The sequence below is a fragment of the Pseudomonas sp. GW823-FHT03E05 genome (assembly GCF_058796855.1).
In genome coordinates, this window is sequence record NZ_JBXAJB010000005.1 from 408,723 (window position 1) to 434,369 (window position 25,647).

Sequence of the window (25,647 nt, forward strand, 5' to 3'; positions counted from 1 at the left end):
CCGTTCCCCATGTAACCCTGCCGCCCTGTAGCCGCTGCCGAGCCTTCGAGGCTGCGAACGGCTGCAAAGCCGCCGCAGTACGGGCCACTGCAGAGTTCCAGATACACCGTTTTACGACCGCTACGCGGTCGAGCGCAGCCTTGCAGGCTCGGCAGCGGCGACAGGACCCGAGCTTTTTCACAGATCAAAAAAAACGCCCCCGGCCGCAAGGCCGGGGGCGTTTTCATTCAGCCGGAACTAAAGACTCAGTTCTTGGCTTTCTTGGCAGCGCGAGTACGCTCGCCTTCGTCCAGGATCTTCTTGCGAAGACGGATGGACTTAGGAGTCACTTCACACAGCTCGTCGTCCTGGATGAATTCCAGAGCCTGTTCCAGGGTGAAACGGACCGGTGGAACCAGGGCGATGGTTTCGTCCTTGCCCGAAGCACGCATGTTGTCGAGCTTCTTGCCTTTGGTTGGGTTCACACCCAGGTCGTTGTCACGGCTGTTCAGACCAACGATCTGACCGTTGTAGATTTCCTGGCCGTGCTCGACGAACAGCTTGCCGCGCGCCTGCAGGGTTTCCAGGGAGTAGGTCAGGGCCTTGCCGGTTTCTACCGATACCAGTACGCCGTTCTGACGGCCGGACATGTGGCCGGACTTCATCGGAGCGTAGCGATCGAAGATCGAGGTCAGGATGCCTGCACCGTTGGTCAGGGTCAGGAACTGGTTACGGAAACCGATCAGACCACGGGCTGGAATGTTGTATTCCAGGCGTACACGGCCCTTGCCATCCGGAACCATGTTGCTCAGGTCGCCCTTACGCAGGCCCATTTCTTCCATGACCTTGCCCTGGGAATCTTCAGGGATGTCGATGGTGACGTTTTCGAACGGTTCCTGCTTCACGCCGTCAACTTCACGGATGATCACTTCAGGACGGCCAACGCCCATTTCGAAACCTTCGCGACGCATGGTTTCGATCAGTACCGACAGGTGCAGCTCACCACGGCCGGAAACCTTGAACTTGTCGGCCGAGTCGCCTTCTTCGACACGCAGAGCAACGTTGTACAGCAGCTCCTTGTCCAGACGCTCCTTGATGTTACGGGAGGTCACGAACTTGCCTTCTTTACCGCAGAATGGCGAGTCGTTGACCTGGAAGGTCATGGAAACGGTTGGCTCGTCGACGGTCAGCGGCTTCATCGCTTCAACAGCGGTCGGGTCGCACAGGGTGTCGGAGATGAACAGCTCGTCGAAACCGCTGATGCAGACGATGTCGCCGGCAGCGGCTTCTTCAACGTCTACGCGGTGCAGACCGTGGTGGCCCATCAGCTTGAGGATACGACCGTTGCGGCGCTTGCCGTCGACGTCGATGGCCACTACCGGGGTGTTGGGCTTGACGCGACCGCGAGCGATACGGCCAACGCCGATCACACCCAGGAAGCTGTTGTAGTCCAGAGCGGAGATCTGCATCTGGAACGGACCGTCACGGTCAACGCTTGGCGCTGGCACGTTGTCGACGATCGACTGGTAAAGCGGGGTCATGTCTTCGGCCATTTCGGTGTGGTCCAGACCGGCGATGCCGTTCAGGGCCGAGGCGTAGACGACTTTGAAGTCCAGCTGTTCTTCGGTGGCGCCCAGGTTGTCGAACAGGTCGAAGATCTGGTCCAGAACCCAGTCAGGACGCGCGCCCGGACGGTCGACCTTGTTGATCACCACGATTGGACGCAGGCCGGCTTCGAAAGCCTTCTTGGTCACGAAACGGGTTTGCGGCATAGGGCCGTCTTGAGCGTCGACCAGCAGCAGCACGGAGTCGACCATGGACATTACGCGCTCAACTTCGCCGCCGAAGTCGGCGTGGCCCGGGGTGTCCACGATGTTGATGTGGTAGCCGTTCCAGTTGATGGCGGTGTTTTTCGCCAGGATGGTAATGCCGCGCTCTTTTTCCTGGTCGTTGGAGTCCATCACGCGCTCGTCGTTGAGCTCGTTGCGTTCCAGGGTGCCGGATTGACGCAGGAGTTTGTCTACCAGGGTGGTCTTACCATGGTCAACGTGGGCAATGATGGCGATGTTGCGTAGATTTTCGATCACTTGTGTATCTCGATCAGAGGATTCGGTGTGCTGACAAATGCTGGCAGCGATTAACAATAGATTCAGGCCTGGCCGTTACAGCTGGACGGCGGCGTCGGGGGGCCGGTGACGCAAGCCACAGGCGAACATCCCCGGGCACTTAGCTCGGTCTATAAACGCGCACATTGGCATGTCCCTCACTGAGCAGATGGTGAGCATGCAGGCGACTCATGACGCCTTTGTCGCAATACAGCAGGTACTGGCGCGTAGGGTCCAGTTCCTTGAAGCGGGCGTTCAATGCATAGAACGGCAGCGCTTTTACTTCGATGCCTGCGAGCTCCAGCGGCTGGTCTTCCTCGGCATCCGGATGACGGATGTCGATGACGATCTGACCGGCCAGCGCCTCACTGACTTCTTCAATCTGTACATCCTGGCCCAACTCGTCGATCACCCGATCGATCGGCACCAGTTTGGCCCGCTCGATCGCACGCTCGAGCACCGCCATATCGAATTCTTTCTCTTCATGCTCGACGCGATGGCGCTTGGCATGGGTCTTGGGGTTCACCGAGATGACCCCGCAGTACTCCGGCATGTGCTTGGCGAAGTCGGCGGTGCCGATCTCCACGGCCAGGTCGATGATGTCCTGCTTGTGGCTGGCAATCAGGGGGCGCAGTACCAGTTTCTCGGTCACGCAGTCGATCACCGACAGGTTCGGCAGGGTCTGGCTGGACACCTGGGAAATCGCCTCGCCGGTCACCAGCGCGTCGATGTGCAGGCGGTCGGCGATGCTCGACGCGGCACGCAACATCATACGCTTCAAAATGACGCCCATATGACTGTTGTCGACTTTGCCGAGGATTTCCCCGAGCACTTCCTCGAACGGCACGCTGACGAACAGCACGCGCTGGGAGCTGCCGTACTTCTTCCATATATAGTGCGCGACTTCCATCACGCCCAGTTCATGGGCACGCCCGCCCAGGTTGAAGAAGCAGAAATGCCCCATCAGGCCGCGGCGCATGATCTGGTACGCCGCCACCGTGGAATCGAAACCGCCGGACATCAGGACCAGGGTCTGTTCCAGGGCGCCCAGCGGGTAGCCGCCGATGCCGTTGTGCTGGCTGTGGATCACGAACAACCGTTGGTCGCGAATTTCCATCCGCACTTCGATTTCAGGCTCTTTCAGGGAAATTCCGGCGGCACCGCACTGCCGACGCAGTTGGCTGCCGACGTATTTTTCCACGTCCATGGAGCTGAATTCATGCTTGCCGGCACGCTTGCAGCGCACGGCAAAAACCTTCCCCGGGAGGGCTTCGCCAAAGTGCTGCTTGCACTTGGCGACGATGTCGTCGAAGTCGCCCAGAGGGTACTCGTCGACCTGCAGGAAATGCGCGATGCCGGGCATGCAGCTCAGGCGCTCGGTCATGTCCTTCAGGGCCTTGGGCTCGCTGACGGCGGTTTCCAGCTCGAGGTTGTCCCACACACCATTGACCACCACGGCCGGGTCCAGGTCGCGGAGCACAGCACGGATGTTCTTCGCCAACTGACGGATGAAACGCGTCCGAACCGGGCGGCTCTTGATGGTGATTTCCGGGAAAACTTTAACGATTAGTTTCATGAAAACAGCGCGCGCTGGGCCAGCCGAAAAAGGGGGGCGCGGATTATAGCGGAAATTGCTCAAGGTTTAACCAGTTTATGTGCAGAAGGTTTTCGATGCACCAAAACGGGTCATTTATTGGCAAAGACGCTACATTGCAGTGCGCCGAATGCCGGCATTCAACCCAATACGTCGCAGAAAGCGTGATTTTGGGGCAGAAAACCCATCTCGGGGCACTGGCATGCAATTTGCTCCCTTGTGAGGCAGGTTGCCATGGCAGAGTATTCGCGCCGGCATCACCCACATTCTAAGGGCACTCCAACACCAAGCCCGAAGCCACCCGGAGGACACTATGTCGAAGTCGGTTCAACTCATCAAAGATCATGACGTCAAATGGATTGATCTGCGCTTCACTGACACCAAGGGCACTCAACATCACGTGACCATGCCGGCTCGTGATGCGCTGGATGAAGACTTCTTCGAAGCTGGCAAGATGTTCGACGGCTCCTCCATCGCTGGCTGGAAAGGCATCGAAGCCTCCGACATGATCCTGATGCCGGACGACGAAACCGCCGTACTGGACCCGTTCACCGAAGAACCGACCCTGATCCTGGTGTGCGACATCATCGAACCTTCGAGCATGCAGGGTTACGATCGTGACCCACGTGCCATCGCCAAGCGCGCCGAAGAGCACCTGAAAGCCACCGGTATCGGCGACACCGTATTCGCCGGCCCAGAGCCAGAGTTCTTCATCTTCGACCAGGTGAAATTCAAGTCCGACATCTCCGGCTCCATGTTCAAGATCTACTCCGAACAAGGTTCGTGGATGTCCGACCAGGACATCGAAGGCGGTAACAAGGGCCACCGTCCAGGCGTCAAGGGCGGCTACTTCCCGGTTCCACCGTTCGACCACGACCACGAAATCCGTACCTCCATGTGCAACGCACTGGAAGAAATGGGCCTGACCGTCGAAGTTCACCACCACGAAGTGGCGACTGCGGGCCAGAACGAAATCGGCGTCAAGTTCAACACCCTGGTGAAGAAGGCCGACGAAACCCAGACCCTGAAGTACGTGGTGCACAACGTGGCTGACGCCTACGGCCGCACTGCCACCTTCATGCCCAAGCCTCTGTACGGCGACAACGGCTCGGGCATGCACGTCCACATGTCGATCTGGAAAGACGGCAAGAACACCTTCGCAGGTGAAGGCTATGCCGGCCTGTCCGATACCGCCCTGTACTTCATCGGCGGCATCATCAAGCACGGTAAGGCCCTGAACGGCTTCACCAACCCGGCGACCAACTCCTACAAGCGTCTGGTGCCAGGCTTCGAAGCCCCGGTCATGCTGGCCTACTCGGCGCGCAACCGCTCCGCTTCGATCCGTATTCCTTACGTGTCGAGCCCTAAGGCCCGCCGTATCGAAGCCCGTTTCCCGGACCCGGCTGCCAACCCGTACCTGGCCTTCGCTGCCCTGCTGATGGCCGGCCTGGACGGCATCCAGAACAAGATCCACCCTGGCGACGCTGCTGACAAAAACCTGTACGACCTGCCGCCTGAAGAGGCCAAAGAGATCCCACAAGTTTGCGGCAGCCTGAAGGAAGCCCTGGAAGAGCTGGACAAAGGTCGTGCGTTCCTGACCAAAGGCGGCGTTTTCAGCGACGACTTCATCGACGCCTACATCGCCCTGAAAAGCGAAGAAGAAATCAAGGTACGTACCTTCGTACACCCACTGGAATACGAGCTGTACTACAGCTGCTGATCCGGTAGCGCCGGCGCAAGCCGCGTGATCAAGGGGCCTCCTTCGGGAGGCCTTTTTTTATGCCCGCGCATTTGCCCTGCCCGGGGTGGTTGCGTGCATCATGGGAGCCGTCTCCCCATCAGCAGCCGAGCCCGCCCATGACTTCGCGCCTCAACCTGTGCCTCGCCCTGACTTGCAGCCTGTTCGCCACCGCCGCCTGCGCCAGTGACGCCCCGCCCGCCCTCGCCCCGCTGCTGCAGAGCATCGGCGAACGCCTGGCGATTGCCGATCAGGTGGCCCTGAGCAAATGGGACAGCCACAAGGCCGTGGAAGACCGCCCGCGGGAACAACAGGTGATCGCCGGGGCAACCGCCCAGGCCGCAACCTATCACTTGAGCGAAGAAACGGTTGGGCAGTTCTTCGCCGCCCAGATCGAAGCCAACAAGCTGGTGCAATACGCCCGACTCTCGACCTGGCACTTGCAAGGCCGGGCACCGGACACTCCGCGCCAGGACCTGGCCGGGCAGATCCGCCCCCAACTTGATCAGTTACAAAAACGCCTGCTGCAGCAACTGGCCGACTTCAGCCCGCAGCGCACCGACCGCCAATGCCCGCAATGGCTGGCCCGGGCCAATCAGGCCAGCAGCAGCGACCCACTGCGACGACTGGCGATGGTTCGTGCCACGGCAGAGTTATGTGTGTTCAAAGGTTAACCACGCCTGTGCCACGCGCAGCAGCACCCTATGCTGGAGCCTTTCAGGCACCCGCCAGGATCAGCGAGATGCACCTCGTCATTGCTTGCCTGCTGTGGATCAGCGCATTGCCAGCCGGCGCGCAGATCTACCAGTACACCGACTCGGCCGGTAATCGCGCCTATAGCGACCAGCCGCCGGGAACCTCGTACCGGCAGATTGAAACGCCCGCGCCGAATCGCCTCCCCAGCCCGGCCACACCGGCGCCACATACGCCGGCAGCACAACCTGCCAGCACCCTTCTGGCCTACGAACGGCTGCAACTGAGCGGCGTACCGGAGCACGGTGCCTTGCGCGCCAACAACGGCAGTTTCAGCGTGCAGGTGGAGTTGCAGCCCAGCCTGCGGCCCGGCCACCGTCTGCGCCTGCTGCTGGATGGCCAGCCCTATGGCCAGGCCGGCCAGGGGCCCGAGCTGCAACTGGTGAATATCGACCGTGGCCAGCACCGGTTGGCGGTGCAGGTGCTGGCTGGCGACAAGGTCCTGCAACAGAGCCCGGCCATCAGCTTCACTCTGCTGCGGGCCCGCCGCCCCTGAGCCTCAACCGTGCACCACGCCGCTGGCCAGCAGTGCGGCGATGGTCGGTTCATCCAGGCCCAGCCCCTGCAATACCGCCCGGGTGTCCTGCCCCAGGCTCGGCGGCGCCGTACGGTAGCTGGCCGGCGTGCGCGACAACTTCACCGGCGAACCTATGCCCCGGTAGCCATCGAGTTCCACCAGCAGCCCGCGATGCCGGGTGTGGGGATGAGCCACCACCTGGTCGACGGTGGCGATCGAACCACAAGGCACCCCCAGGCCGATCAGCCGCGGGGCCAGCAACGCGCAGTCGTGTGCCGACAGGTAATGCTCCAGTTGCTGCTTCAAGGCCTCGCGGTTGACCGAGCGCTGGCCGTTGTCGGTAAAACGCGGGTCCTCCAGCAACGCGCCGGCCCCCAGTTCCTGGCACAGCCGGGCGAACTGGCGGTCGTTGCCCACCGCCAGGAAAATCGGCTCGCCAGCAGTGCGGTAGCTGTCGTAGGGAGCAATGTTGGGATGGGCGTTGCCCGTGCGTCTGGGCGTCTTGCCGGCGGCGAAGTAGTTCGGCAGGTGCGGGTGCAGCAGGGACACGCCGCAGTCGTACAGGGAGATGTCCAGTGACTGCCCGAGGCCGCTGCGCTGGCGCTCGTTGAGGGCCAGGAGAATCCCCGCCAGGGCATTCAGGCCGGTGACCATATCGACAATCGGCAGGCCGATGCGCAACGGCCCGCCGTCGCCTTCGCCGTTGACGCTCATCAGCCCGGCCATGGCCTGGATCACCGCGTCGTAACCCGGCAGCCCGCCCAGCGGGCCATCGGCGCCAAAGCCGGAAATCCCGCAGTGGATCAACGCCGGAAAACGCTGGCTCAGCACCTCCTGGTAACCGATGCCCCAACGCTGCAGGGTGCCCGGCTTGAAGTTCTCGATCAGCACGTCGGCGCCTTCCAGCAACTGCATCAGCAGTTCCAGGCCTTCAGGGCGCGACAGGTCGACGGCGATCCCCTGCTTGTTACGGTTGATGCCGCGAAAATACGCCGCGTCATCACCTTCGAAAGGCGGCCCCCAGCCCCGGGTCTCATCACCGCTCAAAGGTTCCAGCTTGATCACCTCGGCGCCGTGGTCGGCCAGGGCCTGGGAGCAGTAGGGGCCGCCCAGCACACGGCTGAGATCGATGATTTTCACGCCCGCCAGGGCGCCTTGGGCAAACGTCATGGATGTACTCCGGCAGATCGGACAAGGACGGCCATTCAGGCCGGCAGCAATTGCATGGCTTGGGCCTGGGACAGCGGGCTTTCATTGGCCAGGCGCGCCAGCAGCTCGGCATCGATCACCGGCTCCAGGCCCAACGGATCGCGCGGCAATACCTTGTGCACCAGCACCAGGTGAGCCAGGGCCAGGCGCCGATGGTCCGCACCCTGGCGCGCGGCCTCCCAGGCCATGAAGATGGCGCTGGCCAGGTGATAGAGAACGCTGCCCACCTGCCGTACCTGCTCGTCCCGGCGCTGCTGCGCCACGGCATGGAAGCCGGTCACGGTGCGCAACAGGGCCGAATCGAACAGCCGGCGGCTCGCCGGTGGCAAATCGGCCTCGGCCAGCAGCCCGGCCAGATAGCCCTGCAACGGCTCCAGCGCCTGCTCCCGAGTCACCGCCCGGGCAATGTCCAGGGCGACGATGTTGCTGGTGCCCTCCCAGATCGACCCCAGGTGCGCATCGCGCACCAGCCGGGCATCGCTCCACTCCTCGATATAGCCAACCCCGCCGCGTACTTCCATGGCATCGCCGGTCACCCGGCGTGCATCACGGCAGGCGCGGAACTTGATCAGCGGCGTGAGGATCCGCACGCACTTGCGCGCCGTCTCATCGCCGCCATCGGCCCGGGGCAGCAAGCTGGCGATCTGCATGAACATCGAGCGCGCCTGTTCGGCGGGCAGCACCATCTTCAGCAACTGGCGCTGCATCAGCGGCATTTCGATCAGGTGCTTGCCGAAGGCCCGGCGCTGGCGGGCGATGTACAACGCCTCGCTCAGCCCCCGGCGCATCAGCCCCGCCGCGCGCACGCCATTGGACAGGCGGGACATGTTGATCATGTCGGCCATCTGCTGAAAACCGCGGCCGACCTCACCGATCAGGTAGGCCGTGGCGCCTTCCAGGGTGATCTCGCCACTGGCCATCGAGCGGCTGCCCAGCTTGTCCTTCAGGCGCTGGATCCGGTAGTGGTTGCGCGAGCCGTCGGGCAGCACCTTGGGCAACAGGAACAGGGTCACCCCGGCCATGCCCGGTGGTGCGTCTTCCGGGCGCGCCAGGACCATGGCCAGGTCGGCATCCGGGTTGGAGCAGAACCACTTCTCACCGAACAGGCGCCATTGGCCATCTTCCAGCCGGGCCCGGGTTTCGGTGCGTGACACGTCGGAACCGGCGGCCTGTTCGGTCATGAACATCGCCCCCTGGAACAGCGTCTCGAAATCCTGGGACTGCAACTGCGGCAGGTAGCGCGCCACCAGTTCCGGCGTACCGAACTTGCACAGGGTGCGGGTCAGGGAGTCGGTCATGCTCACCGGGCAGCACAGGCCGAACTCGGCCTGGACGAACAGGTAGGTCAGGGCGTACTTGATCAGCGGCGGCGGGCCTCCGGGCTGGTGGCTCATGGCAGCCAGCCCCAGTTCGGCAAAGGCCACCCGTTCCAGGGTGACGTAGTCCGGATGCTTGGCAATGCTTTGCAGGTTCTCGCCGCGGCGGGTACGCGGTTGCAGCACCGGGGGATTCTTGTCGGCGCTCAGGGCCAGCACATCCAGCTCGCCACCGGCCCGGGCGCCCAGGTGCTGCAAGGTGGGCAACCACTGCTGGTAGACCGCCGAGGGCAGGTAGACCTGGAGCAGCGCGGCCAGGCCGGCGTCGCACTCGAACAGGTTGATGCCGCGGCTGTCGGGGATGTTGAGGCTGTCTTCAATGGGGCGGGGCTCGGCGGTCATGGCGCGTCTCCTGTTTTTTGTAGGCCGAGACTAGAGCCGCCATCGATAAGTATCTAATACAAAATCAATCAACTACGATAAGAAATCCATATCGTAGAGCCGGAGTCGCCATGGACCTCAAACAGTTGCGCTACTTCGTCGCGGTAGCCGAAGAACTGCATTTCGGGCGGGCCGCGAACCGTCTGTGCATTTCCCAGCCGGCCCTGAGTTTCGACATCAAGAAGCTTGAGGGGCAACTGGAAGTCCAACTGCTCAATCGCAACAACAAGTCGGTGAGCCTGACCAACGCCGGCCAGGTTCTGCTGGACGAGGCCCGCTACCTGCTGCTGCGTGCCGACCAGGCGCGGCACCTGACCCAGCGCTCGGCAGAAGGCTTTGCCGGGCGCCTGAGCCTGGGTTTCGTCAATTCGATCCTGCACCGCGGGCTGCCCGAGGCGGTCAAGGCCTTCGAACAGCAATCCCCGGAAACCGAAGTGGTGCTGATGGAAATGAACAGTGCCGACCAGACCCAGGCCCTGCAACGCGGCCAGATCGACATCGGCTTCGTCCATGGCAGCACCTTCGCCGCCGGCATCCACAGCGAACCGCTGCTGGCCGAGCCGTTCCTCTGCTGCCTGCCCCAGAGCCACTCGCTGGCCACCCAGGCGCGGATCGACCTGGCGCAACTGGCCAATGACGATTTCATCCTGTTTCCGCGGGCGGTCTCGCCGCACTACCACGACCTGATCATTTCCCGCTGCGTGGCGGCCGGGTTCAGCCCGCGCATTCGCCACGAGACGCGGCTATGGCAAACGGTGGTGGCAATGGTGGCCCACGAGATGGGCGTGGCGCTGGTGCCCCAGACCCTGGCCATGCTCGGCCAGCCGGGCGTGCATTACGGCGAGCTCGAAGGCTCCGGCGCGCCTTCGCAGATCCAGGCGATCCGCCTGGAGGACAAGCCTTCGGCGGCGGCCGAAAGCTTTCTCGGGCTGCTCAAGTCCCTGATCAAACCGGCCGCCGGAGGGCGCTGAGCGTTGGGGCGCGATACGCAATCACGTATCAAACCATAAGATTTAATCATTATATTTTTCGATTCCTGCCTGTATAGGCTCCCAGCGGTCGGACCTTGCCAGAGGTCCATGCGCCCGATCAGGGGCGCATATAACAATAAAAACGCAGGAATTGAACATGAACGCTGCCCAGGATGCCGCTGCCCACAAGAAAGCCCGCAAGGCGGGTATCGCCTCATTCATCGGCACCACCATCGAGTGGTATGACTTCTACGCCTACGGCATCGCCGCCGCCCTGGTGTTCGGCAAGGTGTTCTTTCCCGCCGACCTGCCCCCCGGCACGGCCACCCTGCTGTCCTTCCTGACCCTGTGGGCCGGGTTCATCGCCCGCCCCGTCGGCGGCATCATCTTCGGCCACATGGGCGACAAGATCGGCCGCAAGACCACCCTGGTGATCACCCTGATCATGATGGGCCTGGCCACCACCTGCATCGGCCTGCTGCCCAGCTACCTGCAGATCGGCGTCTGGGCCCCCATTGCCCTGGTGACCCTGCGCATCATCCAGGGCATCGCGGTGGGCGGCGAATGGGGCGGGGCGATCCTCATCGCCAGCGAAAGCGCGCCCAAGGGCAAGGGCATTCTCTATGCCGCCTTCGCCCAGCAGGGTTCGCCGGCCGGCAACCTGCTGGCAACCCTGGTGTTCTTCGGCCTCAGCGCCCTGCCGACTCCGGACTTTCTGCTCTGGGGCTGGCGCATTCCGTTCCTGCTGTCGGCGGTGCTGGTGATCATCGGCATGGTCATCCGCCTCAAGCTGGAAGAATCCGATGACATGAAGCGCCTGATGGAGCAGAAAAAGACCGTCAAGCTGCCGATTCTCGAAGTCCTGCGCGACCACTGGCGCCTGGTACTGCTGGGGGCCGGGGTGCTGCCGATCATCCACGTCACCTATTTCAAGAGCACCTTCGCCCTGTCCTGGGCCACCAAGGAGCTGGGCTACAGCCAGGGCAGCTTCCTCAGCGTGATCGTCATCGCCCTGGTGGTGCAGTTCATCACCCAGCCCCTGGGTGCGGTGCTGGTTTCACGCATGGACATGCGCAAGGCCATGGTGCTGATGGTGGTGCCCGAGCTGCTGCTGATGCCGGCGATGTTCTTCGCCGTGGAGACCGGTCACTACTGGATCGCGGTGCTGGGCATGTGCCTGGCCACGGTGCCGCACTCGATGTTCTATGGCGCGGTGGGCGGCATCCTGGCGCGGGCGTTTCCGACCCGGGTGCGCTACAGCGGGCTGTCGATCTCCTATCAGCTGTGTTCACTGCTGGTAGGCGGCGCCACGCCGGTGCTGGCCCAGAGCATCCTCAATGGCACCGGCAGCATCATCGGCGTGGCCATCGCCTCGGCCTGCTACGCCCTGGTCTCGCTGGCATGCATGCTGGCCCTGCTCAAGCGCATCGGCCATAACGCCGCCGAGCTGTCCACGGCGGAACAGGCGGATGCCGACGAATTGGCGCGCCAGACTGGCGCCCAGCCACCTGTGGATAAGGTTTCCCGGCTCGACCCGGTGCCCGGCAGCGAGCTACAGCCCGCTCGCTGATGCACCCTGCAAGTGGTGCAGGCGCCGCTCATGCTCCAGCAACCAGCGCTTGCGCCACAGACCACCGCCATAGCCGGTCAGGGAGCCATCGGCGCCAATCACCCGGTGGCAGGCAATGACAATGGAAATCTGGTTGGCGGCATTGGCCCGGGCCACCGCGCGCACCGCTGAGGGCGAGCCGACCTGCCGCGCCACCTCGGCGTAGCTGCAGGTGGTACCCAGGGGAATGGCCCGCAGCGCCTGCCAGACGGTACGGGTAAAGGGCGAGGCGCTCATCGCCAGCGGTGTGGCGAAGTGCACCGCCTCACCGGCGAAGTAACGCTGCAGTTCGGCCTCGATCTGGTCGATGGGGGCAAAACGCCCGAAACCTATGCTCGAACCGCTGCTCTTCTGCAGGTTCTGCAACTCATTGGCCAGTGCCGGGCGGTCGAAGAATTCCAGCAGATGCAGGACCTGGGCGTCGGCCACCGCCAGCATCACGCCGATCGGGGTCTGCAACCAATCGACCTTGAGCAGTTCCCGCCCCCGCAGGTTGGACGGCGGCTGGCCCGCCAGGCGGCTGAAGGCGTGGCGAAAGCCGCTGTCGGAGTCGAAGCCGGCGCTGATCTGCGCCTCGATCACCGGCTCTCCCGAGGCCAGTTGCTGCATGCCCTGGCCCATGCGACGCAGGCGCGCCATTTCCAGGAAGGTGACGCCGAAATAGCGCTTGAACGCACGGCGCACGGTGGATGGGTCCAGCCCCTGGGCGACCAGGTCGTCCTCGTACCAACGGCGTTCCGGGTCGCGGCCCAACTGCTCGAGCAAGGTCTGCACCCAGGGCTCCTGGACCCCGGCCCGCTCCAGCGGACGACAGCGCAGGCAGGCGCGGAACCCTGCTTCGACACAACCCTTGATGGAGCCGAAGAACACCGTGTTCTCGCGCTTGGGCTTGCGTGCAGCGCAGGTCAGGCGGCAGAACACGCCGGTGCTCTTCACCCCGACAAAGGCAAAGCCTTCATAGGCCGGGTCCCGGGCCAGCAGCGCCTGGTACAGGGTGTCGTCATCGGGAAGCTGGAACAGCAGAGGGGCATTTTCCATGGCCGCATCCTAAACCTTGAAGCATCGGGTTCGAGCACTCTAAACCCGCCCTTTGCCCCGCGCCGCTGAAAAACGGGCGTTGATTCTCCTATCAAGGCACGCCCATCGAGCGCCGTTCAGATTCATGCACTATATTGGTGCAATGCCTTGCACTCAGGTGCCAATACCAGCCCATTATGGTTCGAAAATACCCGCCAGAGCTGGCAAAACGCCACAGAACCAGGCTTCAAACGCCTGTTTCAGGGCATGCGCGCTTCTTTTCGGAGCCTTGGTTTGGTTTTTGCATTTTCTCCACCACAGCGCCTTAGCCGCGCGCGCACTTCGGGACCGGCCCCGGATTGTCTTGCTTCAAAAGAGGTCACCATCTACCCATGACCATCAGCGACCCACTGCACCGCCTGCTTCTGGACAACCTGACCACCGCCACCATCCTGCTCAATGCCGACCTGCGCCTTGAGTACATGAACCCGGCGGCGGAAATGCTCCTGGCCATCAGCGGCCAGCGCAGCCATGGGCAATTCATCAGCGAGCTGTTCACCGAATCCGCCGAGGCCCTGAGCTCCCTGCGCCAGGCGGTGGAGCAGGCGCACCCCTTCACCAAGCGCGAAGCCATGCTCACCGCACTGACCGGCCAGACCCTGACCGTCGACTACGCGGTGACGCCGATCCTCAGCAACGGCGACACCTTGCTGCTGCTGGAAGTCCACCCCCGGGACCGGCTGCTTCGGATCACCAAGGAAGAGGCCCAGTTGTCCAAGCAGGAAACCAGCAAGATGCTGGTGCGCGGCCTGGCCCATGAAATCAAGAACCCCTTGGGGGGCATTCGCGGCGCCGCACAGTTGCTGGCCCGGGAGCTGCCCGAGGAAAGCCTCAAGGACTACACCAACGTCATCATCGAAGAAGCCGACCGCCTGCGGAACCTGGTGGACCGCATGCTCGGCTCGAACAAGCTGCCATCCCTGGCCCTGACCAACATCCATGAAGTGCTGGAGCGGGTCAGCAGCCTGGTGGAAGCCGAAAGCCAGGGCTGTATCACCCTGGTGCGCGATTACGACCCGAGCATTCCCGACGTGCTGATCGACCGCGAACAGATGATCCAGGCGGTGCTCAACATCGTGCGCAACGCCATGCAGGCCATCAGCAGCCAGAATGAAATGCGCCTGGGGCGCATCACCCTGCGCAGCCGCACCATGCGCCAGTTCACCATCGGCCACGTGCGCCATCGCCTGGTGAGCAAGATCGAAATCATCGACAACGGCCCGGGCATCCCCGCGGAACTGCAGGACACCCTCTTCTTCCCCATGGTCAGCGGCCGCCCGGACGGTACCGGGCTGGGCCTGGCCATCACCCAGAACATCATCAGCCAGCACCAGGGTCTGATCGAATGTGACAGCCATCCCGGCCACACCACGTTCTCGATCTTTCTGCCACTGGAACAAGGAGCCCCATCGACATGAGCCGTAGTGAAACCGTGTGGATCGTCGATGACGACCGTTCTATCCGTTGGGTCCTGGAAAAAGCCCTGCAGCAGGAAGGGATGACCACCCAGAGCTTCGACAGCGCCGACGGGGTGATGAGCCGCCTGGCCCGCCAGGCCCCGGACGTGATCATTTCCGACATTCGCATGCCCGGCGCCAGTGGCCTGGACCTGCTGGCACGGATTCGCGAGCAGCACCCGCGCCTGCCGGTGATCATCATGACCGCGCATTCGGACCTGGATAGCGCTGTCGCTTCCTACCAGGGCGGCGCCTTCGAATACCTGCCCAAGCCGTTCGATGTCGATGAAGCGGTGTCGCTGGTCAAGCGCGCCAATCAGCACGCCCAGGAACAGCAAGGCCTGGAAGTGCCGCCGACCCTGACTCGCACCCCGGAAATCATTGGTGAGGCGCCGGCCATGCAGGAGGTGTTCCGAGCCATCGGGCGCCTGAGCCATTCCAACATCACAGTGCTGATCAACGGCGAATCCGGTACCGGCAAGGAACTGGTAGCCCATGCCCTGCATCGCCACAGCCCGCGGGCGGCTTCGCCGTTCATCGCCCTGAACATGGCGGCGATCCCCAAGGACCTGATGGAATCCGAGCTGTTCGGCCATGAAAAGGGCGCCTTCACCGGCGCGGCCAACCTGCGGCGCGGGCGCTTCGAGCAGGCCGACGGCGGCACCCTGTTTCTCGACGAGATCGGCGACATGCCAGCCGACACCCAGACCCGCCTGCTGCGGGTCCTGGCCGATGGCGAGTTCTATCGGGTCGGTGGCCATACCCCGGTCAAGGTCGATGTACGCATCATCGCCGCGACCCACCAGAACCTGGAAACCCTGGTGCACGCCGGCAAGTTCCGTGAGGACCTGTTCCACCGCCTCAACGTGATCCGCATCCATATCCCGCGCCTGTCGGACCGTCGCGAAGACATCCCGACCCTGGCCAGGCACTTCCTCAGCCGCGCCGCCCAGGAACTGGCGGTGGAACCCAAGTTGCTGAAAAACGAAACCGAGGAATACCTGAAGAACCTGCCGTGGCCGGGCAACGTGCGCCAGCTGGAGAACACCTGCCGCTGGATCACCGTCATGGCCTCGGGTCGCGAGGTGCATATCAGCGACCTGCCACCGGAGTTGCTGAGCCTGCCCCAGGATTCAGCGCCGGTCACCAACTGGGAACAGGCCCTGCGCCAATGGGCCGACCAGGCCCTGGCCCGCGGGCAATCGAACCTGCTGAACAGCGCGGTACCGAGTTTCGAGCGGATCATGATCGAGACCGCCCTCAAGCACACCGCCGGCCGCCGCCGCGATGCCGCGGTCCTGTTGGGCTGGGGGCGCAATACCCTGACCCGCAAGATCAAGGAGCTGGGGATGAAGGTCGACGGTGGCGACGAGGATGAAGGCGAGGAAGGCTGAAGCCCCGGCCGCGGCATGTAGGAGCTGGCTTGCCAGCGAAGAGGCCCTTGAGCCTTGCAGTGCGCCCACAGGCGCTTTCGCCGGCAAGCCGGCTCCTACGATGAGGAAGTGCGTGCACCAGGATGGGGTGCATGCACTGCCCGAAGGCGCGCTGCAGTGCCATCCAGCCCGGGTACAACCCGGGCCTCAGCTCTGAAAAGCCCTCCGTCGAAAACGCAAAAGCCCCGGATTACGGGGCTTTCGGCCTTTTATCCCAGCAATCAACGCCTCTGCAGCCAAAACTGGCACGCCACCTGCAATAACCCAGTCACTACCCAGTTTCGGGGACCTTGGTACAGGCAGGCCGGGGATTCCCCTCTTTAACACCTGGCTCGGCACGCACATCGCGACGGCCAAAGGTTTCGGGAACCCCAGTACAGGCAGGCTGGGACTTCCCTCTTTAACACCAGGCCCACCCCGCTCACAGCGACGGGCCAGGCTTTCGGGAACCCCGGTACAGGCAGGCCGGGACTTCCCTCTTTAACACCAGGCCCACCCCGCTCACAGCGACGGGCCAGGCTTTCGGGAACCCCGGTACAGGCAGGGCCGGGACTTCCCTCTTTAATACCCGGCCCATCCCGCGCATCGCGACGGGCCACGCTTTTGGGGACCCTGGTACAGGCAGGCCGGGAATCCCCTTCTTTACACCGGGACTCATCGCCCTCGTGGCGCTCAGCCCCTCCCGCTTTTGGGGGCCTTGGTACAGGCAGGCCGGGGTTTCCCTCTTTTATTCCTCCCGCAGGTGGATCGCCAGGCGCCAGCGCCCCTCCACCTCGCTCCCGTCCCACTGGCCCCGCAGCGGCCGCGCGGCCACCAGGTTCAGCAGCAGGCCCTGGTCCGCCCGGCGCACCCGCCAGTTCACATTGCGCTGATTGACCTGCAACTGGCCCTTCTGTGCCTGCCCCTGGGCATCGAACAGCAGCGCCACGGTGCCATCGATGTGTTCCCCATGGAGCTTGGGCTCATGGTTGAACCACAGCACCAGCCCATCGGGCGCCACCTCGACCTGCTGCAACGCCACCGGATCAGGCTGGGTCAGGCGGCCGATCATCAGCCCTACCATCACCCCGACAATCGCCAGGGAGCCGAACACCCGCAGCATTAGCTTCGGTCGCGAGTACGCTTCAGGCGTAGAATGCAGCCTGTCTTTCTCTTCGGAGCCGTGCATGTTTCACGTCATCCTCTTTCAACCAGAAATTCCGCCGAATACCGGCAACGTTATCAGGCTGTGCGCCAACAGCGGCTGCCACCTGCATTTGATCGAGCCGCTGGGTTTCGAAATGGACGACAAGCGCCTGCGCCGCGCCGGCCTCGACTATCACGAATACGCCACCCTGCAACGCCATGCCGACCTTGCCAGTTGCCTGGAAAGCCTCGGCCAGCCGCGCCTGTTCGCCTTCACCACCAAGGGCTCGCGCCCCTTCCATGACGCCAGCTTCCAGGAGGGCGACGCCTTCCTGTTCGGCCCCGAGAGCCGGGGCCTGCCGGCGGACGTGCTGGACGCCCTGCCCGGCGAACAGCGCCTGCGCCTGCCCATGCGCGAAGGCTGCCGCAGCCTGAACCTGTCCAACACCGTGGCCGTTGCGGTCTATGAAGGCTGGAGACAGTTGGGGTTCAAGTAGAGCCGGGGGTTCGCGGGCAAGCCCGCTCCTACAGGTTTTGCCCGAGCATGAAAAAAGCGCCGTTACAGGCGCTTTTTTCGTACCGCAACCCGCACTTACTGAACGGTGTTTTCGCCAGCGGACTGCAGGCGTTGCAGCTCTTGGGCGTACAGCGCATCGAAGTTCACCGGGGCCAGCATCAGCGCCGGGAACGAACCGCGGGTCACCAGGCTGTCCAGCGCTTCACGAGCGTAAGGGAACAGGATGTTCGGGCAGAAAGCACCCAGGGTGTGGCTCATGGAAGCCTCATCCAGGTTCTTGATCAGGAAGATACCGGCCTGCTGGACTTCAGCGATGAAGGCCACTTCGTCGCCGTTCTTCACGGTCACGGACAGGGTCAGCACCACTTCGTGGAAGTCGGCTTCCAACGCTGTCTGGCGGGTATTGAGGTCCAGGCCGACGCTAGGTTCCCACTGCTGACGGAAGATCGCCGGGCTTTTCGGCGCTTCGAAGGACAGGTCACGCACGTAGATACGCTGCAGGGAGAATTGCGGTGCGCTTTCGTCGTCGGCAACGGTGTTCTGTTGGTCAGTCATCTCAGAGTCCTTCTTGATCTTGGGTCTATAGGGTTGGGAATTTCAGGCCGCTAGCAGCGCGTCGAGCTTGCCGGCACGCTCCAGGGCGAACAAATCATCACAGCCACCTACGTGGGTGGCGCCGATCCAGATCTGCGGCACGGACGTACGCCCGGCCTTCTGGGCCATCTCGGCGCGTACCTGGGGCTTGCCATCGACCTTGATCTCTTCGAAGGCTACGCCTTTGCTCGCCAGCAGATGCTTGGCGCGCGAGCAGTAAGGGCAGTAATCACTGGAGTAGACGATGACCTTGGACATTACTTCACCAATGGCAGGTTATCGGCCTTCCAGCTGGCCACGCCGCCGGACAGCTTGGCCGCGGTGAAACCGGACTTGAGCAGCTCGCGGGCGTGGGTGCCGGCGTGCTGGCCCTGGGCGTCCACCAGGATGATGGTCTTGGACTTGTGCTTCTCCAGCTCGCCGACACGGGCGGCCAGCTTGTCCTGGGGAATGTTCAGTGCACCGACGATATGGCCGGCGGCATAGTCCTTGGATGGACGGATATCGATCACGACGCCCTGCTCGCTGTTGACCAGCGCGGTCAGTTCACGGGTGCTGAGGCTGCGGCCACCGCGGCTCAATTCATGAGCGATCAACAGAGCCAGCAGGATGGCGAAGGCGCCGACGAGCAAGTAGTGTTCAGTGGCGAATTGAATCAGGTGAGCAACCATCTAAGGAGGTTCCAGGGCGTTAAAATGTCGGCCAGTATACACAGCCCTCCGGGTCGACCAAACCCCGCCCGGCGGTGACTCCACCGGAACTTCGCTTTAAACTGCCACTCCCTTTTTCAACACCTCCCTTTCATCTCTTTCCTATCCAGCCACGAGTGGACGCCATGACTACCACGCCTAAACCTTTGGTCCTGATGATTCTGGATGGCTTCGGTCACAGCGAAAGCCACGAATCCAACGCCGTCTATGCGGCCAAGAAGCCGGTCCTGGACCGCTTGTGCGCCAGCATGCCCAACGGCCTGATCTCGGGTTCGGGCATGGATGTCGGCCTGCCGGACGGGCAGATGGGCAACTCCGAAGTCGGCCACATGAACCTCGGCGCCGGCCGCGTGGTGTACCAGGACTTCACCCGGGTGACCAAGGCCATCCGTGACGGTGAGTTCTTCGAGAACCCGACCATTTGCGCGGCCGTGGACAAGGCCGTGGATGCCGGCAAGGCGGTGCACATCCTCGGCCTGCTGTCCGACGGCGGCGTGCACAGCCACCAGGACCACCTGATCGCCATGGCCGAACTGGCCTTCAAGCGCGGCGCCGAGAAGATCTACCTGCATGCCTTCCTCGATGGCCGCGACACCCCGCCCAAAAGCGCCCAGTCGTCCATCGAACTGCTGGACGAAACCTTCAAGACCCTGGGCAAGGGCCGCATCGCCAGCCTGATCGGCCGTTACTTCGCCATGGACCGCGACAACCGCTGGGACCGTGTGGCCCAGGCCTACAACCTGATCGTCGACGGCCAGGGCCAGTTCAACGCCGCCACCGCCCAGGAAGGCCTGCAAGCCGCCTACGCACGTGAAGAGAGCGACGAATTCGTCAAGGCCACCACCATCGGCGAACCGGTCAAGGTCGAGGACGGCGATGCCGTGGTGTTCATGAACTTCCGCGCCGACCGTGCACGGGAGCTGACCCGGGTCTTCGTCGAAGACGGCTTCAAGGACTTCGAACGCCCACGCCAGCCTAAGCTGGCCGGCTTCGTCATGCTCACCCAGTACGCCGCCAGCATCCCCGCGCCATCGGCCTTTGCCCCGGGCAGCCTGGAGAACGTGCTGGGCGACTATTTGGCGAAAAACGGCAAGACCCAACTGCGCATCGCCGAGACCGAGAAGTATGCCCACGTCACCTTCTTCTTCTCCGGTGGCCGCGAAGAGCCGTTCCCGGGCGAGGAGCGCATCCTGATCCCGTCGCCGAAAGTCGCCACCTACGACCTGCAGCCGGAAATGAGTGCCCCGGAAGTCACCGACAAGATCGTCGACGCCATCGAGTACCAGCGTTATGACGTGATCATCGTCAACTACGCCAACGGCGACATGGTCGGTCACAGCGGCGTGTTCGAGGCGGCGGTCAAAGCCGTGGAATGCCTGGACCTGTGCGTCGGACGTATCGTCGACGCCCTGGAAAAGGTCGGCGGCGAAGCCCTGATCACCGCCGACCACGGCAACGTCGAGCAGATGTCCGACGAATCCACCGGCCAGGCCCACACCGCCCACACCACCGAGCCGGTGCCATTCATCTATGTCGGCAAACGCGCCTTGAAAGTCCGTGAAGGTGGGGTTCTGGCGGACGTGGCGCCCACCATGCTCAAGTTGCTGGGCCTGCCCAAGCCCGCGGAAATGACCGGCACGTCGATCCTGGTGGACCCGGCGCACTGATCCCTCCAGCTCGCCATTGCAGGCAAAAACGCCCGATGCAACCGTCGGGCGTTTTTCATGGTGGCCTTGCACAGGGCGAATCAGGGCCATGGAAGTAAAAGCAGACAAGCGCCGGGCACTTATTGAATAATGATTATCGTTATCAATAACAGCAGAGAGAATCTCCATGAACAAGACGGCTACGCTGCTTCTGGCCTCCCTCCTGTCAGGCTGTGCAAGCCAGATTCCTGCTCAACAGCCGGTGGATGCCAGTGCCCTCGCGCAGCAACACAGCCCGGTGGAAATGGATGCTCAGACCGCCAATAAATTGAAAGCACTGCTGAAGATCCAGCCTCCTCGGGGCTCTACCGACATAGGCCAGATGAACGACCTGATTTCCCGGGAGTTCCTGCACACGCCTTACGCGGCAAACCGGCTGCACGGCTCCGCAACCCTGGCCGAGAAGCTGGTGGTCGACTTCAGGGGCCTGGACTGCTTCACCTACCTGGATTACGTCGAGGCCTTGCGCCAGTCCAGCGACGAGGCCGGCTTCATCAACAACCTGGTGCAGATTCGCTACGTGAACGGCGATATCAACTTCCTCAACCGCCGCCACTTCTTCACCGATTGGGCCCATGCCGGGCAACCCATGGCCGAGGATGTGACCGCCCAGCTGAGTGCGAACGCGGTGACCGTGGCCAAGCGCCTCAATCAAAAGGCCGATGGCGGCCGCTACCTGCCCGGCCTGCCCGTGGCCGAACGCGACATCACCTACATTCCCAGCGCATTGATTGACCAGCATCTGCTCAGCCACCTGCGAACCGGCGACTACATCGGCATCTATACCCACCTCTCGGGCCTGGACGTCACCCATACCGGGCTGTTCATCCAGACGGCCCAGGGCCCGGTCCTGCGCAACGCCTCCTCGAAAAAGGACCAGGGCGCGGTGATCGACTCGCCCTTCATGGAGTACGTTCACAACGTCCCGGGAATCGTGGTCCTGCGGGCCCGGCAAGACAGCCAGGCCGGCCAGGATGCCTCGGCCGCGAAGGCCGGCACCCAGGCACTGCAGCATCAGGCTCGCTCGCCCGCACAAGGTTGATCGGCGCCGCCGCCCCAGGCCACGGCGGCGGCACGCTGATAGCAAATGGCCCAATAACGGCCCGGAAACGGCTTTTTATGACGAACGCCTCAAAGCAGTTGGCTTTGAGGCGTTTTTTTTGCAGCGATGGGCGGGCATACTAGGCCGTCCCTTTCCCTGGTGTCGCCCGCCTCTATGCTTCGCGCCCTGATTACCCTTGCTCTGATCTGCCTGCTCCAACCGGCTTTCGCCGACGAGCGCGCGCAAACCCAACAACAGTTGGACGCCACGCGTCAGGACATTGCCGAGCTGAAAAAGCTGCTGGGCAAGCTGCAGGAAGAGAAGTCCGGGGTGCAGAAAGAACTGCGCGGCACCGAAACCGAGATGGGCAAGCTGGAGAAGCAGGTCGAGGCCCTGCAAAAAGAGCTGAAGAAAAGCGAATCCGAGCTGCAGCGACTCGATGAGGAGAAAAAAAAACTCCAGAGCGCGCGCACTGAACAGCAGCGACTGATCGCCATCCAGGCCCGCGCGGCCTACCAGAACGGGCGCCAGGAATACCTCAAGCTGCTGCTCAACCAGCAGAACCCGGAAAAATTCGCCCGCACCCTGACCTATTACGACTACCTGAGCCAGGCACGCCTGGAGCAGTTGAAGAATTTCAACGAGACCCTGCGCCAGCTGGCCAATGTGGAAAAGGACATCTCCCTGCAGCAGGCCCAGTTGCTGGTGCAGAAAAGCAGCCTCGACACCCAGCGCGAAGAACTCGACAAGGTGCGCAAGGAGCGCCAGCTGGCCCTGGCCAAGCTGAACAACGATGTGAAGGCCCGTGACGACAAGCTCAAGGCCCGCGAACAGGACCAGGCCGACCTGGCCAAGGTCCTGAAAACCATCGAGGAAACCCTGGCACGCCAGGCTCGCGAGGCAGAAGAAGCGCGGCAGAAAGCGCTGATCGCCCAGCAGGAAGCCGAAAAAAAGCGCTTGCGTGAGGCTCAGGCCGACGCCAGCGATGAGCCGCGCAAACCCGCAAGATCAAGCCCTGGAGCCCTGGTTTCCAGCGCCGGCCCTTCCTATGGCGGGGCATTTGCTTCAGCCCGGGGAAAACTTCCATGGCCCGTTGATGGTCGACTACTGGCACGCTTTGGTGAAACCCGTGGCGACGACTCCCGCTCCAAGTGGGACGGCGTGATGATCAGCGCCGCCGCCGGCAGCCAGGTGCATGCCGTGCACGGTGGCCGGGTAGTGTTCGCCGACTGGCTGCGCGGCGCCGGCCTGCTGGTGATCCTCGATCACGGCAACGGTTACCTGAGCCTCTACGGACACAACCAGACGCTGCTCAAGGAAGCCGGCGACGTGGTCAAGGCCGGAGAGTCCATCTCCACCGTCGGTAATAGTGGCGGACAGGACACTCCTGCGCTGTACTTTGCAATTCGTCAGCAGGGCCGCCCCAGCGACCCGGCACAGTGGTGCCACGCGCAAGGATAAGCGCTGCATCTAAATTAGGAGTTCGTTCGACATGCTGCATTTGTCCCGCCTTACCTCGCTGGCCCTGACGATCGCCCTGGTGATCGGAGCGCCTCAGGCGTTTGCCGCCGAAACCGCTCAAGCAGCAACCGCCGCGACCACCAAGGCGCCCTTGCCGCTGGAAGAGCTGCGCACCTTCGCCGAGGTCATGGACCGCATCAAGGCCGCGTATGTCGAACCCGTAGACGACAAGACCCTGCTGGAGAATGCCATCAAGGGCATGCTCAGCAACCTCGACCCGCACTCTGCCTATCTGGGCCCGGAAGACTTCGCCGAACTGCAGGAAAGCACCAGCGGCGAATTCGGCGGCCTGGGCATCGAAGTCGGCGCCGAGGACGGCTTCATCAAGGTGGTCTCGCCCATCGACGACACCCCGGCATCCAAGGCCGGGATCCAGGCCGGCGACCTGATCGTCAAGATCAACGGCCAGCCGACCCGTGGCCAGACCATGACCGAAGCCGTGGACAAGATGCGCGGCAAGATCGGCCAGAAGATCACCCTGACCCTGGTGCGCGACGGCGGCACGCCGTTCGACGTGACCCTGGCCCGCGCCACCATCCAGGTGAAAAGCGTGAAGAGCCAGCTGCTGGAGTCGGGCTACGGCTACATCCGCATCACCCAGTTCCAGGTCAAGACCGGCGAGGAAGTCTCCAAGGCCCTGGCCAAGCTGCGCAAGGACAACGGCAAGAAGCTCAACGGCATCATCCTCGACCTGCGCAACAACCCGGGCGGCGTGCTGCAAGCCGCGGTGGAGGTGGTGGACCACTTCATCACCAAGGGCCTGATCGTCTACACCAAGGGCCGCATCGCCAACTCCGAGCTGCGCTTCTCCGCCACCGGCAAGGACGAAAGCGAAGCCGTGCCGATGGTGGTACTGATCAACGGCGGCAGCGCCTCGGCTTCGGAGATCGTCGCCGGTGCCCTGCAGGATCAGAAGCGCGCAGTACTGATGGGCACTACCAGCTTCGGCAAGGGCTCGGTGCAGACCGTGCTGCCGCTGAACAACGACCGGGCGCTGAAGATCACCACCGCGCTGTACTTCACCCCCAACGGGCGTTCGATCCAGGCCCAGGGCATCGTTCCGGACATCGAAGTGCGCCGCGCCAAGATCACCAGCGAGTCCCAGGACGGCGAGTACTTCAAGGAAGCCGACCTGCAGGGTCACCTGGGCAATGGCAACGGCGGCGCCGACAAGCCCAGTGGTGCAGCGAGCAAGGCCAAGCCGATGCCGCAGGACGACGACTACCAGTTGGCCCAGGCCCTGAGCCTGCTCAAAGGGCTGAGCATCACCCGCGGCAAATGATTGAACCCTTCGCCGGCAAGCCGGCTCCTACAGGAGCCGGCTTGCGTAGGAGCTGGCTCGCCAGCCAAGCGCCCGCCAGGGTGCCCATTCCCCTAAAGGCCTGATCCCGATCCCCATGATTTCCCGCTGCTCACTGCTGTTGCGCTCGCTCCAGGCCACGCTGCTCACCCTGCTGTGCCTCTTGCCCCTCGCGACCCAAGCCGCCGAACCCACAGCCGTCGCGCCCAAGGCCTACCTGAGCCTGATCATCGACGACCTGGGCCAGAACCTGCCCCGTGACCGCCGCGTACTGGCCCTGCCCGGCCCGGTCACCACGGCGATCATGCCCGACACGCCCCACGCTGCCGAATTCGCTCGCGAGGCCCATCGCGCCGGCAAGATCGTCATCCTGCACATGCCCATGGACCCGGCCACCGGGCCGTTTGCCTGGCACCCCGAGTTGCCCATCGAAGAGCTGCAAAAACGCCTGGAAGCCGCCTTCCAGGCCGTGCCCTACACCAGCGGCATCAACAATCACATGGGCAGCCGCATGACCGCCCAACCCCAGGCCATGGCATGGCTGATGGCCGACTTGCAGCGGCGACACAAATTCTTCGTCGACAGCCGCACCAGCGCCCAGACGGTGGCCGCCGCCGAAGCGCAGAAGATCGGCCTGGCCAGTGTTTCCCGGGATGTGTTCCTGGATGACGAACGTACCGAAGCGGCGATCAGCCAACAGTTGCAGACCGCGATCAAACTGGCGCGCAAACAGGGTTCGGCGGTGATGATCGGCCACCCTTATCCACAGACCCTGGCAGTGCTCGAACGTGAGCTGCCCAGGCTCAAGGCCCAGGGCATCGAGTGGATCGATATCAAGTCGATGATCAGCCTGCGCAGTAACAAGGCCATGGCCGGGCATGGCAAGAACGGGGTTTATCGCTAGAGGCCTTCGCCACAGGAGCTGGCTTGCCA

22 protein-coding genes are annotated in these 25,647 nt (G+C 63.1%); 13 read left to right on the top strand and 9 right to left on the bottom strand.

Annotated features, from left to right (window positions below):
- Positions 1-245: 245 nt before the first annotated feature.
- Both typA and thiI read right to left on the bottom strand, forming a co-directional pair.
- The gene (gene typA / locus AC1RCO_RS22215; RefSeq protein ID WP_019093868.1) at positions 246-2,066 is read right to left on the bottom strand and encodes a translational GTPase TypA; all 1,821 of its coding nucleotides are present in this window, start codon (positions 2,064-2,066) and stop codon (positions 246-248) included.
- A 139-nt stretch (positions 2,067-2,205) separates the two neighbouring features.
- Positions 2,206-3,660, bottom strand: coding sequence for a tRNA uracil 4-sulfurtransferase ThiI (thiI, locus tag AC1RCO_RS22220; protein ID WP_011058762.1), 1,455 nt, complete (start codon positions 3,658-3,660; stop codon positions 2,206-2,208).
- Positions 3,661-3,991: 331 nt separating this feature from the next.
- Between thiI and glnA the strand changes: the two genes are divergently transcribed.
- The 3 genes from glnA (at position 3,992) to AC1RCO_RS22235 (ending at position 6,665) form a co-directional block, all read left to right on the top strand.
- A complete protein-coding gene (glnA, locus tag AC1RCO_RS22225; RefSeq protein ID WP_011058761.1) occupies positions 3,992-5,398 on the top strand; it encodes a glutamate--ammonia ligase in 1,407 nt (468 codons plus the stop codon).
- Positions 5,399-5,535: 137 nt separating this feature from the next.
- On the top strand, positions 5,536-6,090 hold the full coding sequence (locus AC1RCO_RS22230) for a chorismate mutase (RefSeq protein WP_011058760.1): 555 nt from the start codon (positions 5,536-5,538) through the stop codon (positions 6,088-6,090).
- A gap of 68 nt (positions 6,091-6,158) precedes the next feature.
- On the top strand, positions 6,159-6,665 hold the full coding sequence (locus AC1RCO_RS22235) for a DUF4124 domain-containing protein (RefSeq protein WP_015633837.1): 507 nt from the start codon (positions 6,159-6,161) through the stop codon (positions 6,663-6,665).
- A 3-nt stretch (positions 6,666-6,668) separates the two neighbouring features.
- On the opposite strand, the gene AC1RCO_RS22240 is transcribed toward AC1RCO_RS22235, so the two are convergent.
- A complete protein-coding gene (locus tag AC1RCO_RS22240) occupies positions 6,669-7,856 on the bottom strand; it encodes a CaiB/BaiF CoA transferase family protein (protein WP_492618045.1) in 1,188 nt (395 codons plus the stop codon).
- A 35-nt stretch (positions 7,857-7,891) separates the two neighbouring features.
- The gene (locus AC1RCO_RS22245) at positions 7,892-9,613 is read right to left on the bottom strand and encodes an acyl-CoA dehydrogenase family protein (RefSeq protein WP_492618046.1); all 1,722 of its coding nucleotides are present in this window, start codon (positions 9,611-9,613) and stop codon (positions 7,892-7,894) included.
- A 110-nt stretch (positions 9,614-9,723) separates the two neighbouring features.
- On the opposite strand from AC1RCO_RS22245, the gene AC1RCO_RS22250 reads away from it, so the two are divergent.
- Positions 9,724-10,623, top strand: coding sequence for a LysR family transcriptional regulator (locus tag AC1RCO_RS22250; RefSeq protein WP_492618047.1), 900 nt, complete (start codon positions 9,724-9,726; stop codon positions 10,621-10,623).
- Positions 10,624-10,780: 157 nt separating this feature from the next.
- The gene (locus tag AC1RCO_RS22255; protein WP_065364826.1) at positions 10,781-12,193 is read left to right on the top strand and encodes an MFS transporter; all 1,413 of its coding nucleotides are present in this window, start codon (positions 10,781-10,783) and stop codon (positions 12,191-12,193) included.
- Here AC1RCO_RS22255 and AC1RCO_RS22260 read toward each other — a convergent pair.
- The gene (locus tag AC1RCO_RS22260; RefSeq protein ID WP_011058754.1) at positions 12,176-13,270 is read right to left on the bottom strand and encodes a bifunctional transcriptional activator/DNA repair enzyme AdaA; all 1,095 of its coding nucleotides are present in this window, start codon (positions 13,268-13,270) and stop codon (positions 12,176-12,178) included. The genes AC1RCO_RS22255 and AC1RCO_RS22260 overlap by 18 nt on opposite strands.
- Positions 13,271-13,641: 371 nt before the next feature.
- Here AC1RCO_RS22260 and glnL point away from each other — a divergent pair, with 371 nt between their 5' ends.
- On the top strand, positions 13,642-14,727 hold the full coding sequence (gene glnL, locus AC1RCO_RS22265; protein ID WP_011058753.1) for a nitrogen regulation protein NR(II): 1,086 nt from the start codon (positions 13,642-13,644) through the stop codon (positions 14,725-14,727).
- Entirely contained in the window at positions 14,724-16,160 is a 1,437-nt protein-coding gene (gene ntrC / locus AC1RCO_RS22270; RefSeq protein ID WP_492618048.1) for a nitrogen regulation protein NR(I), read from the top strand. The genes glnL and ntrC overlap by 4 nt, the downstream gene beginning before the upstream one ends.
- A gap of 766 nt (positions 16,161-16,926) precedes the next feature.
- Here ntrC and AC1RCO_RS22275 read toward each other — a convergent pair.
- Positions 16,927-17,367 carry a hypothetical protein gene (locus AC1RCO_RS22275; RefSeq protein WP_011058751.1) on the bottom strand — a complete coding sequence of 147 codons (441 nt, stop codon included), beginning with the start codon at positions 17,365-17,367 and terminating at the stop codon, positions 16,927-16,929.
- Between AC1RCO_RS22275 and trmL the strand changes: the two genes are divergently transcribed.
- Positions 17,366-17,821: a tRNA (uridine(34)/cytosine(34)/5-carboxymethylaminomethyluridine(34)-2'-O)-methyltransferase TrmL gene (gene trmL, locus AC1RCO_RS22280; RefSeq protein WP_047283558.1), complete on the top strand. Its 456-nt coding sequence runs from the start codon at positions 17,366-17,368 to the stop codon at positions 17,819-17,821. The genes AC1RCO_RS22275 and trmL overlap by 2 nt on opposite strands.
- A gap of 95 nt (positions 17,822-17,916) precedes the next feature.
- Here the strand turns inward: trmL and secB are convergent, their stop codons facing one another.
- Genes secB through AC1RCO_RS22295 form a run of 3 tightly spaced genes read right to left on the bottom strand, consistent with a single transcriptional unit; the run spans position 17,917 to position 19,106 of the window.
- Complete coding sequence (gene secB, locus AC1RCO_RS22285; RefSeq protein WP_011058749.1) at positions 17,917-18,396, bottom strand: protein-export chaperone SecB; 480 nt, start codon at positions 18,394-18,396, stop codon at positions 17,917-17,919.
- Positions 18,397-18,438: 42 nt separating this feature from the next.
- Positions 18,439-18,693, bottom strand: a complete 255-nt coding sequence (grxC, locus tag AC1RCO_RS22290; RefSeq protein WP_011058748.1) for a glutaredoxin 3 — start codon at positions 18,691-18,693, stop codon at positions 18,439-18,441.
- Entirely contained in the window at positions 18,693-19,106 is a 414-nt protein-coding gene (locus AC1RCO_RS22295) for a rhodanese-like domain-containing protein (RefSeq protein WP_011058747.1), read from the bottom strand. The genes grxC and AC1RCO_RS22295 overlap by 1 nt, the downstream gene beginning before the upstream one ends.
- A 164-nt stretch (positions 19,107-19,270) precedes the next feature.
- Here AC1RCO_RS22295 and gpmI point away from each other — a divergent pair, with 164 nt between their 5' ends.
- The 5 genes from gpmI to AC1RCO_RS22320 all read left to right on the top strand — a co-directional run bounded on the left by gpmI (position 19,271) and on the right by AC1RCO_RS22320 (position 25,618).
- Positions 19,271-20,812, top strand: a complete 1,542-nt coding sequence (gene gpmI, locus AC1RCO_RS22300; protein ID WP_492618049.1) for a 2,3-bisphosphoglycerate-independent phosphoglycerate mutase — start codon at positions 19,271-19,273, stop codon at positions 20,810-20,812.
- Positions 20,813-20,978: 166 nt separating this feature from the next.
- The gene (locus AC1RCO_RS22305; RefSeq protein WP_019093875.1) at positions 20,979-21,893 is read left to right on the top strand and encodes a DUF1460 domain-containing protein; all 915 of its coding nucleotides are present in this window, start codon (positions 20,979-20,981) and stop codon (positions 21,891-21,893) included.
- A gap of 174 nt (positions 21,894-22,067) precedes the next feature.
- Positions 22,068-23,354 carry a murein hydrolase activator EnvC family protein gene (locus AC1RCO_RS22310; RefSeq protein WP_019093876.1) on the top strand — a complete coding sequence of 429 codons (1,287 nt, stop codon included), beginning with the start codon at positions 22,068-22,070 and terminating at the stop codon, positions 23,352-23,354.
- A gap of 31 nt (positions 23,355-23,385) precedes the next feature.
- The gene (locus AC1RCO_RS22315) at positions 23,386-24,696 is read left to right on the top strand and encodes a S41 family peptidase (protein WP_011058743.1); all 1,311 of its coding nucleotides are present in this window, start codon (positions 23,386-23,388) and stop codon (positions 24,694-24,696) included.
- A gap of 115 nt (positions 24,697-24,811) precedes the next feature.
- Entirely contained in the window at positions 24,812-25,618 is an 807-nt protein-coding gene (locus tag AC1RCO_RS22320; RefSeq protein ID WP_492618050.1) for a divergent polysaccharide deacetylase family protein, read from the top strand.
- Positions 25,619-25,647 lie beyond the last annotated feature (29 nt).

Coding starts and splice junctions, on each gene's coding strand:
- ntrC (WP_492618048.1), top strand. CDS start 14,724: ATGAGCCGTAGTGAAACCGTGTGGATCGTCGATGACGACCGTTCTATC.
- glnA (WP_011058761.1), top strand. CDS start 3,992: ATGTCGAAGTCGGTTCAACTCATCAAAGATCATGACGTCAAATGGATT.
- AC1RCO_RS22245 (WP_492618046.1), bottom strand. CDS start 9,613: ATGACCGCCGAGCCCCGCCCCATTGAAGACAGCCTCAACATCCCCGAC.
- AC1RCO_RS22260 (WP_011058754.1), bottom strand. CDS start 13,270: ATGGAAAATGCCCCTCTGCTGTTCCAGCTTCCCGATGACGACACCCTG.
- AC1RCO_RS22255 (WP_065364826.1), top strand. CDS start 10,781: ATGAACGCTGCCCAGGATGCCGCTGCCCACAAGAAAGCCCGCAAGGCG.
- AC1RCO_RS22250 (WP_492618047.1), top strand. CDS start 9,724: ATGGACCTCAAACAGTTGCGCTACTTCGTCGCGGTAGCCGAAGAACTG.
- glnL (WP_011058753.1), top strand. CDS start 13,642: ATGACCATCAGCGACCCACTGCACCGCCTGCTTCTGGACAACCTGACC.
- gpmI (WP_492618049.1), top strand. CDS start 19,271: ATGACTACCACGCCTAAACCTTTGGTCCTGATGATTCTGGATGGCTTC.
- AC1RCO_RS22235 (WP_015633837.1), top strand. CDS start 6,159: ATGCACCTCGTCATTGCTTGCCTGCTGTGGATCAGCGCATTGCCAGCC.
- grxC (WP_011058748.1), bottom strand. CDS start 18,693: ATGTCCAAGGTCATCGTCTACTCCAGTGATTACTGCCCTTACTGCTCG.
- AC1RCO_RS22275 (WP_011058751.1), bottom strand. CDS start 17,367: ATGCACGGCTCCGAAGAGAAAGACAGGCTGCATTCTACGCCTGAAGCG.
- trmL (WP_047283558.1), top strand. CDS start 17,366: ATGTTTCACGTCATCCTCTTTCAACCAGAAATTCCGCCGAATACCGGC.
- AC1RCO_RS22230 (WP_011058760.1), top strand. CDS start 5,536: ATGACTTCGCGCCTCAACCTGTGCCTCGCCCTGACTTGCAGCCTGTTC.
- AC1RCO_RS22310 (WP_019093876.1), top strand. CDS start 22,068: ATGCTTCGCGCCCTGATTACCCTTGCTCTGATCTGCCTGCTCCAACCG.
- AC1RCO_RS22295 (WP_011058747.1), bottom strand. CDS start 19,106: ATGGTTGCTCACCTGATTCAATTCGCCACTGAACACTACTTGCTCGTC.
- AC1RCO_RS22320 (WP_492618050.1), top strand. CDS start 24,812: ATGATTTCCCGCTGCTCACTGCTGTTGCGCTCGCTCCAGGCCACGCTG.
- AC1RCO_RS22240 (WP_492618045.1), bottom strand. CDS start 7,856: ATGACGTTTGCCCAAGGCGCCCTGGCGGGCGTGAAAATCATCGATCTC.
- secB (WP_011058749.1), bottom strand. CDS start 18,396: ATGACTGACCAACAGAACACCGTTGCCGACGACGAAAGCGCACCGCAA.
- thiI (WP_011058762.1), bottom strand. CDS start 3,660: ATGAAACTAATCGTTAAAGTTTTCCCGGAAATCACCATCAAGAGCCGC.
- AC1RCO_RS22315 (WP_011058743.1), top strand. CDS start 23,386: ATGCTGCATTTGTCCCGCCTTACCTCGCTGGCCCTGACGATCGCCCTG.
- AC1RCO_RS22305 (WP_019093875.1), top strand. CDS start 20,979: ATGAACAAGACGGCTACGCTGCTTCTGGCCTCCCTCCTGTCAGGCTGT.